The sequence below is a fragment of the Clostridium arbusti SL206 genome (assembly GCF_000246895.1).
Taxonomy (GTDB): Bacteria; Bacillota; Clostridia; order Clostridiales; family Clostridiaceae; genus Clostridium_I; species Clostridium_I arbusti.
In genome coordinates, this window is the sequence record NZ_BAEV01000032.1 from 23,570 (window position 1) to 36,953 (window position 13,384).

Sequence of the window (13,384 nt, forward strand, 5' to 3'; positions counted from 1 at the left end):
AAAATTATCAAAAACATAATTTTTATCAAAATGATAATTACAATTTTTGATAGAATAATTAATAAATTATCAAAAAATAGCTTGCATCAATGAAAAAATAATAAAAAAACCACTGTATTGTTTTGGCATGAATATTGCTAATATAATAATAACGAGTTATAAATTTAAGGGGGTAACAAACATGAAAAAGATATTAACAAAATTAGCAGCAGTGTCATTAGTATCAGCTATGTTATTAACAGGATGTTCATCAGGACAAAGTAGTTCTTCAAATTCATCAAGCAAAGACAAAAAATTAAAGGTAGGATTTATCCTTAGTGGTCCAGTAACTGATGGTGGATACAATTATGCTCAAGATTTAGGTAGAAAGTATTTAGAAAAAGAAACTGGAGTAGAAACAATATATAAGGAATCAGTACCAGAAGAAACATCACAAGTTGAAAAAGTTGCTGAAGATATGATAAATCAAGGTGCTACTGTAATAGTAGGTGCAAGTTTCGGATATATGGATGGAATGGATGCAGAAGCTAAGAAACATCCAGATATAAAGTTCCTTCACTGTGCTGGATACAAACAAGAAACAAATATGTCTAATTATTTTGGAAGAGAATATGAAGCAAGATATTTATCAGGAATAGTAGCAGGTATGAAAACAAAAACTAATAAGATAGGTTTTGTAGGAGCATTTTCAATACCAGAAGTTATAAGGGGAATAAATGCATTTGAATTAGGAGCAAAATCAGTAAATCCTAATGCAGTAGTAAAGGTTGTTTGGACAAATACTTGGTATGATCCTGCAAAGGAAAAAGAGGCAGCTAAAGCTTTAATATCACAGGGCGTAGACGTGGTAGGTCAACATCAGAATACTCCTGGAGTACAGGAAGCGGCAGAAGATGCTGGAGTATTTTCTATAGGTTATAACACAGATATGAGTAAATATGCTCCTAAAGCTAATTTAACATCAGACGTATTTAATTGGGGAGTTTATTATACACAACAAATAAAGGAAATACAAGCTGGAACATGGAAATCAAGCAGCTATTGGGGCGGCATAAAAGATGGCGTTGTAGATATAGCACCACTTACTGCTAATGCACCACAGGGAGCAAAGGAAAAAGTTGAAGCAGCAAAAGCAGACATAATTTCAGGTAAAAATAAGATATTTGAGGGACCAATTAAAGATCAAAAAGGTACTGTTAAGGTTCAAGCAGGTAGTTCTTTAACGGATAAGGATATTAAGGAAATGAATTGGTTTGTAGAAGGAGTAGATGGAACAATACAAAATAACTAGTGTGGAGTGATACTTATGAGTTCAGAATTAATTTATGTAAAAAATATAACAAAAGTATTTGGAAAAGTTATAGCTAATAATAACATAGATTTTAGTGTTAATGCTGGAGAGATACATGCACTCTTAGGTGAAAATGGCGCTGGTAAAAGTACTCTTATGAACATGCTGTCAGGGGTTTATACCCCTGACAGTGGTTCTATATTTATTCATGGGAAAAAGGTACATTTTTCATCTCCTAAGGATTCCATTAAAGCTGGTATAGGAATGGTGTTTCAGCATTTTAAATTAATAGAATCAATGACTGCGAGACAAAATATATTACTTGGACAAAATAACAAAATTTTTATTAACGAAAAAAATATTTCTAAAAAAATAGAGGAAGTCTGTGAAAAATTTGGCTTAAATGTAGATTTAGATAAATACGTTTATGATATGTCTGTGGGCGAAAGACAAAATCTTGAAATTTTAAAAATACTATATAGAGGGGCAGATATTCTTATTTTAGATGAACCTACTTCTGTATTTACACCGCAAGAAACTAAAAAATTATTCAATATAATGAACAAAATTAAAGAACAGGGATGTGCTGTTATCTTCATAACTCATAAATTGGATGAAGTTATGGAAGTATCAGATAGAATAACTATTTTGAGAAAAGGTGAAGCAATTTGTACAGTGGACAAGAAAACTACTAATCCTAAGAAGCTTACTGATTTAATGGTAGGACAAGAAATGGATTTGTTCATAGATAGAGTTGAATGTAAACCAGGAGAAACAGTTCTTAAGGTTTCAAATTTAAATGTTTCAGGAAATGACAATATTAAACTTTTAAAGGATGTAAGCTTTGAAATAAAAGAAGGAGAAGTTTTTGGAGTGGCTGGTATTGCGGGCTGTGGTCAAAAAGAGCTTTGTGAGGCTATAACTGGTATTTGCTGTCCAGACAGTGGACAAATTGTATTTCAAGGAGAAGATATATCAAGAAAATCTTCTAGAGAAATGATGGAGAATAATATAGCTATTGGGTTCATACCTGAGGATAGACTGGGTATGGGGCTCGTTGGTTCTATGAATATAGTGGACAATCTTATGCTTAAAGATTATAAAAAACAAAAAGGATTACTTTTACATAGAAAACTCTTAATAGAAAAAGCAAAAAAAATAGTGAAAGATTTAGAAGTAAAAACTCCAGGAATATTTTATCCTATAAGATATTTATCTGGTGGTAATATACAAAAGATATTACTTGGAAGAGAACTTAGTTTAAATCCAAAACTGATAGTAATGGCTTATCCTGTGAGAGGGTTAGATGTAAACACTTGTTATACAATTTATAATCTTGTGAATGAAGAAAAGAAAAAGGGTAATTCTGTATTATTTGTAGGAGAAGATTTAGATGTATTAATGAAACTTTGCGATAGGATTATGGTTTTAAATAGTGGAAGTGCTACAGGAATCATTGAAGCAAAGGATGCTACAAAAGAAAAGCTAGGAACGCTTATGGTTTCAAATGTAAACAAAGGTGGCGATAATTATGATGATACGGCTTGTTAAGAGATCAGATATAAGTAATAGAAAAAGTATGCAAATAAGGATAGCAGCTATAGTTCTTGCACTAATAGTAGTAAGTGTATTTTTAGCTATACTTAAACTGAATCCAGCTATGGTATATACAACTATGATACAAGGAGCCTTTGGATCACCTTATAATGTAAGACAAACTATAATAAATGCTATACCACTATTGATATCGGCACTTGGTGTGTCTATAGCCTTTAAAATGAAATTTTGGAATATTGGAGGAGAAGGGCAGATAATGATGGGAGCCTTTGGAGCCGCTTTAGTAGCATTAAAGTTTCCAGATATGTCAAAGCCCATATTACTAATCATAATGCTAATATCAGCTATAGTTTTTGGAGGTATTTGGGCATTTATACCATCATTTTTTAGAGTTAATTGGAAAACTAATGAAACTATTACTACTCTTATGATGAATTACATAGCTTTAAAGTTCATAACTTATCTTCAGTATGGACCTTGGAAGGATAAGGCGGCCTTGGGGTTTCCTAAGATACCAAACTTCTCAGATAATGCCACACTACCAGAAGTATTTGGAATTCATATAGGATGGATAATAGCTATTATTATAGCAATACTAGTGTATATATACTTGAATCATACTAAAAAGGGTTATGAAATTTCAGTAATAGGTGAAAGTGAAAATACAGCTATATATTCAGGAATAAATATAAAAAGAACAGCTCTTGGAGCTTTGTTCTTAAGTGGAGCTATATGCGGTGTGGCAGGATTTATACAGGCCTCTGCAGTAAGTCATACATTATCTGTAGAAATAACTGGTGGAGCCGGTAATACAGCTATAATAGTAGCATGGCTTGCTAACCTTAATGCTATAGCAATGATAGTAGTTTCAGTGCTTTTCGCAGCATTATTGACCGGAGCAAGTTTTATACAGACTGCTTTTGGAATACCACAATCTGCAGCTCTCATTTTGCAATCAACTATTCTTTTCTTTGTATTAGGTAGTGAATTCTTTATAAGATTTAAAGTTAAACTTGCATCAAAAGGAAAAAAAGCTGAGGAGGTAGCATAATGAGTTGGTTAATTAGTTTTTTAACAGCAGCAGTAGTCGCAGGAACACCACTACTTTTTGGAACTCTAGGAGAGATAATTACAGAAAAAGCAGGCCATTTAAATCTGGGGGTAGAGGGTATAATGCTGATGGGAGCTGTAATTGGATTCATTGTTGGATTTAAAACAGGAAGCCCAATTTTAGCATTAATTGGAGCTATGGCAGCAGGGGCTGTAGGTGGACTTATATATGCATTTTTAACTGTAGGACTTAGAGCGAATCAGGTGGTCTCAGGACTTACTCTAACTATTTTTGGAAGTGGATTTTCCAGCATGGTAGGTGCAAAGATGGTTGGAAAAATTGCTCCTGAGTCTATAAAAAATGCCTTTGATCCTATAAATGTACCCTTACTATCTAAAATACCATTTATAGGTCCAATATTTTTTACTCATGATATTTTTGTGTATTTAGGATATATATGTGCTATTGTAATGGGAATATATTTATATAAAACCTCCAAGGGTTTAAACTTAACTGCAGTAGGTGAAAATCCAGCAGCAGCAGATGCGGCAAGTATAAATGTAAATTTGTATAAATATGTGCATATATTATTAGGAGGAGCGCTTTGTGGCTTAGGTGGAGCTTATTTATCTTTAGTTTATGTACCAACTTGGCAGGATAATGTTACAGCGGGAAGAGGTTGGATTGCAGTGGCTCTTGTAATATTTGCAGGTTGGAATCCAATTAAAGCTATCATTGGGGCTTTTTTCTTTGGAGGACTGGACATAATAGGATTTAGATTAGCTAAACCCATAATATCACAGTATTTAATTAATGCAGTACCTTATTTAGCAACCTTTGTAATACTTGTAGTAGTTTCTATGAAAAAATCAAAGAAAAATGCACCACCACAAGCTCTTGGAAATGCTTATTTTAGGGAAGAGAGATAGTATTAGAAAGTAGGAGGACGTTTAATGAAAGAATTGTTTAAAAAGATATGTGATTCATTAAAAGAGGGAGAGCCATTAGTTTGTGCAACTATATTTGGAAGTCTTGGTTCTTCACCTCGTACCTCTGGTGCTAAGATGATAATATTTAAGGATAATAGTATTTTTGGCACCATTGGCGGAGGGAGATTAGAGTCACAGGTCTTAACAAAATCAATAGAAGTATTCTATAGTAAAAGAAATGTTACTATGCATTTTGATTTAAATGGATTAAAAGAAACGGATATGATATGTGGTGGAGAAGTAGAAGTTTTATTGGAATATCTAGATCCTAGGGATGTAGATGTCTATAAAACTTCTCTTCAGTCTATAGAGGAAAATAAAAAGGCACAATTTATAACTGTTTTAAATAAAGAAAATTTATCTATAAAGAGATACCTATGTACTTATTCAAAACTTGGCGCACCAGAAGGTATAGATAAAATACTTTATAATAAGTTAAAAGCCAATTTGGGGAGAAAACAGCTTAAAACTGTAGATATAGATAATAATACTTATATTATTGAATCTATTTCAAATAATGAAGTTCTATATATATTTGGAGCAGGACACATATCTGAAAAGCTAGCAAGCTTAACTAAAATGGTGGATTTTAAAACAGTAGTGATAGATGATAGAGAAATTTTTGCAAATAGAGACAGATTCCCATCAGTAGATGATATTAAGATACTAGATTCTTTTGATAAACCTTTTAACATTAAAATTGATGAGGACACTTATATAGTTGCCATAACAAGAGGCCATGCTTGTGATCTAAAGGTAATGAAACAAATATTAAAATCAAAGGCCAAGTATATAGGGATGATAGGGAGCAAGAGAAAGAGAGTAGAAATATGTTCAAAACTTAAGGAATCAGGATATGAGGATAAAGATTTTTTAAGAATTCACTCTCCTGTAGGTATAGAAATTAATGCAGATACGCCAGCAGAAATAGCTGTAAGTATCGCGGCAGAGCTTATTAAAGTGAGGGGAGAAAAATGAAAACCATAAATATAGAAGAGGCCATAGGACTTCCAATATATCATGATATTACACAAGTTATTCCAGGAGAATTCAAGGGTGTAGCGTTTAAAAAAGGTCATGTAATCGAAAAAAGGGATATTAGTATATTAAAATCTATGGGTAAAGAACATGTTTATGTAAGTGATATACCAGAGGGTTTTATACATGAAGATGATTGTGCAATAAGGATTGCCAAAGCTATTTGTAATAACGAGAATTATAATATAAGTGACGTGCAGGAAGGCAAAATAAATATATCTTCAAAGATAGATGGAGTTTTCAAAGTTGATGAGAAAAAGCTTTATAATCTTAATGAAATAGAACACGTTACTATAACAACCATTCATAATAACACAGTGGTGTCAAAAGGACAAAAGCTTGTTGGTGAAAGAATAATACCTTTATATACTAAGAAAGAAAACATAGAGAGATTAGAAAAGTTGTGTGCTGATCAGGGTGTCTTTAAAGTAATGCCATTCATAAAGCAAAAGATACATTTGATAATTACAGGCACTGAAATATTTAATGGTACTATTAAAGATAAATTCTATGATACCCTAAAGCCTAAGTTTGAACACTATGGTTGTAATATTTCAAAAGTAGTAAAGGTACCTGATGATAAGCAGTGGATAAAAAGAGAAATAAGAAATGCTATTAGTGAAGGTGCAGATATGGTGGTTTGTACAGGCGGGATGTCTGTAGATGAGGATGATTTAACTCCTGTGGCAATAAAAGAAGAGGTAGAAAAATTAGTCATTCATGGAGTACCAGTGCAACCTGGCAATATGTTTTTGCTTGCCTATGAAAAGGCTATACCAGTTATGGGTATAGCTACGGCAGCAATTTTTCATGAAAAAACTGTATTTGATATAGTTTTTCCACTTTTAGCTTGCAAAGAAAAACTAGATAGAGAATTTTTTCTGAGATTAGCTGTAGGTGGATTGCTTTAAATAAATATAAAAGTCACAGAATTAAAAGGAACAACTCGGTTTGAGTTGTTCCTTTTCACATATAAACAAAAAATATATAATTTCAAAAATTTTTAATAGGTACATAGGTTATTTATTAGTTTTTTTACTGAAGTATTCGATAAAATGAGATGCAGCAGTGGATAAATAACGGTTTTTCATCCAGATTAAAGCGGACTTAGATTCTATGGATGGTTGAACAATTTCTCTGATTTCAAGATTTGTATTGTACATAAGTGTTGAAGATGTCCTTGGCACTAAAGCTATACCAATACCTGCATTTGCCCAGGTAAGGGATGATACAATGTCATCGTTTTTACATATTATTTTTGGTTTAAAACCAAATTTACTGCAGGCTTCGCTTATTACAGTTTCAAATCTTCTGTGTATTATAAGAGGCATATCTCTGAGTTCTTCTAGGGATATAGTATCTTTATATATTCCTTTATATAATTCTGGTTTAGCTACGGTCACCATAGTATCATGAGTATGACTTTTTAACTGGCTATTATCTATATATAATGAGTTATAAAGTTTAGAATTAAAAGGAGTACGTACAAAGCCTAGTTCTATAATTCCGTTATTTAACAATTCCATTATTCTAAAACTACTTCCGTCCCAAACTTGAAAATTTATATTAGGATATTTTTCATGGAAGTCATGTATTTTTTCAGGTAATACTATAATGGCAGAGGAGCCTACAGTACCAATATTAAGAGTACCTTCAAGGCCCTTATTTAAATCTTTTAATTCTTTTTCTGTTGCAGTAACTAATTCCAGTATTTGTTCGGATTTATTTCTAAGGATAATACCTGCTTCTGTTAATTCTACATTTCTGCTATTTCTTATGAGTAGTTTAACTCCCAATTCAGTTTCTAAAGCCTTTAATTGTTGACTAAGTGGTGGCTGTGATATATTTAATCGTTTGGCAGCAGCAGTTATTTGACCTTCTTCAGCAACAGCTAGAAAGTATTTAAGTTGTCTAATATCCATTGTATAATCTCCTTTATATTCATACGTTTTTCATATGAATTGATATATATTAAATATTTTTCATATGAATGTGTTTTTGTTATAATAATAAGAAAAATATTAAATTTTATCAATAAAAATTGTGTAATTTTATCAAAAAAATATTTTTAGTTATGATTTTATGAAAGATTATCAATAAAAACTTGATTATTGTAATAAAAGGAGAGAAAAAATGAGCCGTTACATTAAATTATTAACATCAGGGCATCTAATTACAGATATCTACCAAGGAGCATTACCTGCAATGCTACCATTTCTTATTACAGAAAAGCATCTTAGTTATGCTGCAGCTGCTTTTCTAATTTTTGCAGCTAATCTTAGTTCATCTATAGTACAGCCCTTGTTTGGTATTTATTCAGACAAAATTTCTGCTCCATGGACATTACCTCTTGGTATTTTACTTGGAGGACTTGGCATAGGCGCAGCAGGAATTACTTCTAACTATTGGCTCATAGCTGTTGCAGTAGCGGTAAGTGGTGTGGGTATAGCTGCATTTCATCCAGAAGGAGCTCGCCTAGCAAATAAGTTTGCTGGCAAAAATAAGGCTACCAGTGTCAGTACATTTGCCGCAGGAGGAAATATAGGTTTCGCTGTAGGACCTATTATAACTACTGAAATATTATTATTATTTGGATTAAAGGGAACAATTATTCTATGTATACCAGCTATAATTATGAGTTTAATTTTATTATCACAATTAAAAAGTTTTTCCTCAAAATTACAGAAGGTTAGTGAAGAGACTGTGGAAAGAGGCGTTGTTAATACCCCAGACGAATGGAAACCTTTTGTAAACTTAACGGCAACACTTCTCTGCCGTGCTATAGTATTCTTTGGACTTAATACATTCTTGCCTCTTTATTGGATACATGTACTTGGTGAATCTGAAAGATCAGGAAGTATGGCTTTATCTATTTTAATTATTGTAGGTGCTATTGCAACTCTTATAGCGGGACGTGTATCAGACAGAGTGGGACATAAAAAGGTAGTAATAGCTGGATATGCTGCGTTAATACCATTACTATTTATATTTATAAATGTTCACAATGTTGCTATTGCAACAGCTCTATTAGTACCAATAGGTTTTGCGCTTTATACTCCATTTAGCCCAATGGTAGTACTTGGACAAAAATATCTACCAAATCGTATGGGTCTAGCATCTGGAGTTACTTTGGGGCTGGCAGTAACTATGGGAGGAGTAGTTTCACCACTACTTGGATGGATATCAGATAATCATGGAATACATGCAGCTGTATCTAGTTTAACCATTGTACCTATTATTGCAGTATTTTTGGCTTCAATGTTACCTAAACCAAAAATAGACTTAATTAAGGTATATGAAAATAAATAACAAGTGAAAGATACGACGTATATTTTGAATCATACAAGGAAACAGGTTCTGATGATAGTGGTGCTATCAGAGGGTTCTGTTAACGTAGTAGGATTCAAAATAGACTAGTATACTGACTAGTTATTTATTTGAACATGCCTAAGGTTAAAGAAAAAGTAAATAGTTCCATGTCTATAGATAATAATTTATAATGGTGGACATAACAGCGATACGTCCCTAGATAATTCATATAAGATCAGTGGCAGTACAAACTATTACTAAGTAAGATTTATTGATCAGTTACTTAATATAGAAAATACGTGGAGGGATAGAGATGAAAATAGGATTTATAGGATTAGGTGTCATGGGTAAAAATATGGCTAACAATATATTGAAAAATGGACATGAACTTAAAGTTTATGATGTATCAGAGGAGATTGTTAAGGAGTTTCAGGATAGAGGGGCATTAGTTGGAGAAAATCCTGCTGAGGTTGCCAAAGAAGCTGATGTTGTAATGACATCTCTTCCAAATTCTGAAATAGTTAAAAATGTTATTCTAGGTGAAAAGGGAGTTCTAAAAGGGGCAAGACCTGGAACTATAATAATAGATTTAAGCAGTATTACTCCAAAAGCTATTCAGGATATAGCAAAGGCTGCTGAAAAAAATGATGTTGAAGTAATAGATGCTCCTGTAAGTGGTGGTTCTATCGGCGCTGAAAAAGGTACATTAACTATTATGGCCGGAGGAAAAAGAGAAGTAGTTAATAGTGTAACTGATCTTTTAAAGAATATAGGAGAAAAAGTTTATTACGTAGGTAACGTAGGTGCAGGAGATACCGTGAAATTGGTAAATAATCTTCTACTGGGCGCAAATATGGCAGCTGTATCAGAGGCTCTTACCTTGGGGATGAAAGCTGGCCTAGATGCGGATATATTATTTGAAGTTATTAGTAAGAGTTCTGGTACTTCCTATGCTTTAACTTCTAAATATGAGAAATTTATAAAAGAGAAAAATTTTAAGCCAGGATTTATGGTGGATTTACAGTATAAAGACTTGCAACTTGCAATAGATACTGCAAAGGATTTAAGAATGCCTTTACCTATAGGAAATTTAACTCAGCAGATGTATGAAATGGCCAGAAGTGAAGATATGGGTAAAGAGGATATTTCAGCAATGATGAAAGTTTATGAGAAGTGGTTGTAAGTTTAAAAAATAATATGTGATAAACTGTGGCACTTTTACGTTTCATGAAGTAAAATTATTGTAATATAAACTTAAGAATTGTGATTAGCAGGGGAGGAATTTCAATTGATTTCAGTTAATATTGATAAATGTAAAGTTTGTAGAATTTGTGAGAATAACTGTCCTCTCGGGGCAATAAATGTTATAGATAAAAGGGCAAAATTAAATGACAACTGTGTATCTTGTGGCATATGTTTTAAGGTTTGTCCTTTTGAAGCCATTAAAAGGACAGAAGAAAAGAAGGCTGAAAGTTCTACCTGTACACATTGTCCTGTTAATTGTTCTGTACCATTAGATAAAACAGGAGCCTGTAAGAGATATACCAATGTAAATGGAGAGTTAGTTAGAAATAGAAAACTTGTGGTAGAGTCAGTTGCAAAGGATTCAGAATGGAAGAGGACCTATAAGCCACTTATTACAGCGGTTGGCAGTGGAACAAATTATCCATGTTTGCGTCCTGCTTCCAAAATAGTACAGGATACAGTAAATGGAGTAGATGTTGTAACTGTAGTCACTGAGGCACCTCTTAGCTATAGTGGAGTAAAGGTTAAAATTGATACAAATATGGATATAGGTGAAGAAGGTGCGAAGGTAAAAAGAAATGGTAAGTGTGTAGGAAGAGTAACTACTGAAGAATATGGATCAAAAATGCTTACTATAGGTGGAGCTAATCTTTTAAGTGGAAGTAATGATGGCTTCATAGTAGCAAAGACAATTGTAGATTTGGCTAATGGAAGAAGAGTTACATTGAAAATAGATAATGGAAGCACTATAGAAGTTCAGCAGGATCACCCACCTATTATAGATGGCATGGAAGAAACTTATATGAGAGTTGGCTGTGGTAGTGCAACTATAGGTATGTTTGCAAGAAGTCTATGTAAGGCGGTGGATGAGGCAATTATACTGGATTTCCATGTAGTTGGTTTACTTTCTGAACATGCAGCAGGAAAAGAAGTAGGTATGAAATATAGTGGAGTAGTACCCTATGGAAGAAAGAGCACTATGGGTAGGTATTTTGGAGGACATGGACATGGTTGGGGCGGCACAGAAATAATGAGTCCTCTTGAAGCTATAAAATCTGTAGATATGGCCATAGCAAAACCAGGATACAAGATATTGGTGACAGAAACTACAGCACAAAAGGCTGCTTTATTAGAAGTAAAAGAAGATGGATCTGTAAAGGAAATTGAAATGACTGAGAAAGTACTAGAATGTGTTAAATTGATTTCTGACAACTGTGAGAAATCAAAGGTTTCAATTATATATACTGGTGGTACAGGTGGAAGTGCTAGAGCAGGAGTTACAACTTTTCCAAAGAAGCTTACTAATGCAATTCATAATAATGAGGTTACAATGACTATAGCAGGAGCACCTACCTTTGTTCTTCCTGGTGGAGGAATAAACTTTATGGTGGATGTTTCAAAAATGGTGCCAGAAGCTACAACTTGGGTTCCAACACCAGCTACGGTAGCACCTGTAGAATACACTATGACTAGAGAGAAATACGAAGAAATTGGCGGACATGTAAACAGTATAATAACTAAGGAACAATTGCTGAAAAAACTTAGTGAGGAATAGTTATGGTTGAAATACTGGATAATCAAAAAGTATTTATTAATAATGGACCTATTCAGATGGTACTTGATATATCTATAGGATATGAAAAAACTCCTGAATTAGGCCTTGAAGTATCAAAATATATAATTTCTGAGTTTGATAGGCTAGCAGAGTATATTCCATATATAAAGTTCAATAAAGCTTTAAAAATTAAAGTTAATAAGCCTAGTATTGTTCTTGAAAAAATGATGAATGCTGTTGAAAGATCAGGTGATAAAAGTCTAACACCTCTTGCCGCTGTGGCTGGTTCTTTCTCAGACTTTGCACTGGAAAAAGCTTTAGAACTAGGTGGAACTAGGGTTATTGTAAACAATGGTGGAGACATAGCGATAAAGGATATAACTGGTGAGCCTATAAAAGTGGGAATACCTTTAAATGATACCGAATTAGTACTTACTATTAATGCTGAAAGTAATATTAATGGTATTTGTACTAGTGGCCTTGGAGGAAGAAGTTTTACAAAAGGAATTGCTACAGCAGCTGTATCTTTAGGAGAAACTGCGGCTATAGCAGATGCTTGCGCCAGCTATTTAGGCAATGAAACTAATGTAGAAGCTGAGAATATAGTACGTTGTTATGCAGAGGAAATAGATTCTGAAACTGATATACCAGGACATTTAGTAACTCTAAAAGTAGGAGATATTGGTGAAAAAAATGTATATAAAGCTCTACTGAATGGCCTTAAAAAGGCAGAGGAATTATATGACAATCATATAATTAGGGGTGCAGTACTATGCGTAAAGGATAAGATTGTAATGGTACCAGAGAATGTTGCTGTGTTAAAGTAATGATATTACTTTAGGCACATTCAAATAAATAACTAGTCAGTATGCTAGTCTATTTTGGATCCCACCACGTCAACAGAACCCTCAGATAGCCCACTATCTGAAGAACCTATTTCCTTGTAGGCGCTTCAAAATATACGTCGCATCTTTGACTTACTATTTATTTTCATATGCCTTATCAATAAATTAAGAGTATCTTTAAAAAAATTTTAATTATTTAATTATTTTTTTTTCAAAGATACTCTTTTGTGTATGCGAAAAATTAATCAAATAATAATTAAATGCTGAAAAAATATATAATTATGCATGTTTTACAATAATTATATTTGAATTTTTCAAAAAAACAGTTAAAATATTAATATAGTGATAAAGTGTTTAGTTATATATTAAAATGTTAGTTATTAAGCAGTAGAGATAAGACTAATATTGAGTTATATTATTTTTTATAATAAAAGCAATATAAATATTACAAAAATAAATAAATATATATAGGTTTTTAAGCTGGTTTTATTTTTAAAGATTATA

11 protein-coding genes are annotated in these 13,384 nt (G+C 32.7%); 10 read left to right on the forward strand and 1 reads right to left on the reverse strand.

Going from position 1 to position 13,384, the window contains the following annotated elements:
• Positions 1-181: 181 nt before the first annotated feature.
• Genes RH99_RS07805 through RH99_RS07830 form a run of 6 tightly spaced genes read left to right on the forward strand, consistent with a single transcriptional unit; the run spans position 182 to position 6,837 of the window.
• Entirely contained in the window at positions 182-1,291 is a 1,110-nt protein-coding gene (locus tag RH99_RS07805) for a BMP family ABC transporter substrate-binding protein (protein ID WP_010236218.1), read from the forward strand.
• 15 nt (positions 1,292-1,306) lie between these two features.
• Positions 1,307-2,842 carry an ABC transporter ATP-binding protein gene (locus RH99_RS07810; protein ID WP_010236221.1) on the forward strand — a complete coding sequence of 512 codons (1,536 nt, stop codon included), beginning with the start codon at positions 1,307-1,309 and terminating at the stop codon, positions 2,840-2,842.
• Entirely contained in the window at positions 2,823-3,899 is a 1,077-nt protein-coding gene (locus tag RH99_RS07815; RefSeq protein ID WP_010236223.1) for an ABC transporter permease, read from the forward strand. Before RH99_RS07810 ends, RH99_RS07815 begins: the two co-directional genes overlap by 20 nt.
• Positions 3,899-4,828 carry an ABC transporter permease gene (locus RH99_RS07820; RefSeq protein ID WP_010236226.1) on the forward strand — a complete coding sequence of 310 codons (930 nt, stop codon included), beginning with the start codon at positions 3,899-3,901 and terminating at the stop codon, positions 4,826-4,828. Before RH99_RS07815 ends, RH99_RS07820 begins: the two co-directional genes overlap by 1 nt.
• Before the next feature lie 24 nt (positions 4,829-4,852).
• Positions 4,853-5,866, forward strand: a complete 1,014-nt coding sequence (locus RH99_RS07825; protein ID WP_010236228.1) for an XdhC family aldehyde oxidoreductase maturation factor — start codon at positions 4,853-4,855, stop codon at positions 5,864-5,866.
• Positions 5,863-6,837, forward strand: a complete 975-nt coding sequence (locus tag RH99_RS07830) for a molybdopterin-binding protein (RefSeq protein ID WP_010236230.1) — start codon at positions 5,863-5,865, stop codon at positions 6,835-6,837. Before RH99_RS07825 ends, RH99_RS07830 begins: the two co-directional genes overlap by 4 nt.
• Positions 6,838-6,945: 108 nt before the next feature.
• Here the strand turns inward: RH99_RS07830 and RH99_RS07835 are convergent, their stop codons facing one another.
• Positions 6,946-7,848, reverse strand: a complete 903-nt coding sequence (locus RH99_RS07835) for a LysR family transcriptional regulator (RefSeq protein WP_010236232.1) — start codon at positions 7,846-7,848, stop codon at positions 6,946-6,948.
• 211 nt (positions 7,849-8,059) lie between these two features.
• Between RH99_RS07835 and RH99_RS07840 the strand changes: the two genes are divergently transcribed.
• From RH99_RS07840 to RH99_RS07855, 4 genes are all read left to right on the forward strand, one after another.
• Positions 8,060-9,235, forward strand: a complete 1,176-nt coding sequence (locus RH99_RS07840; RefSeq protein WP_010236234.1) for an MFS transporter — start codon at positions 8,060-8,062, stop codon at positions 9,233-9,235.
• Positions 9,236-9,548: 313 nt separating this feature from the next.
• A complete protein-coding gene (locus tag RH99_RS07845) occupies positions 9,549-10,418 on the forward strand; it encodes an NAD(P)-dependent oxidoreductase (RefSeq protein WP_010236236.1) in 870 nt (289 codons plus the stop codon).
• Positions 10,419-10,523: 105 nt separating this feature from the next.
• The gene (locus RH99_RS07850) at positions 10,524-12,035 is read left to right on the forward strand and encodes a DUF362 domain-containing protein (RefSeq protein WP_010236239.1); all 1,512 of its coding nucleotides are present in this window, start codon (positions 10,524-10,526) and stop codon (positions 12,033-12,035) included.
• A gap of 2 nt (positions 12,036-12,037) precedes the next feature.
• The gene (locus RH99_RS07855) at positions 12,038-12,862 is read left to right on the forward strand and encodes a UPF0280 family protein (protein ID WP_010236244.1); all 825 of its coding nucleotides are present in this window, start codon (positions 12,038-12,040) and stop codon (positions 12,860-12,862) included.
• Positions 12,863-13,384 lie beyond the last annotated feature (522 nt).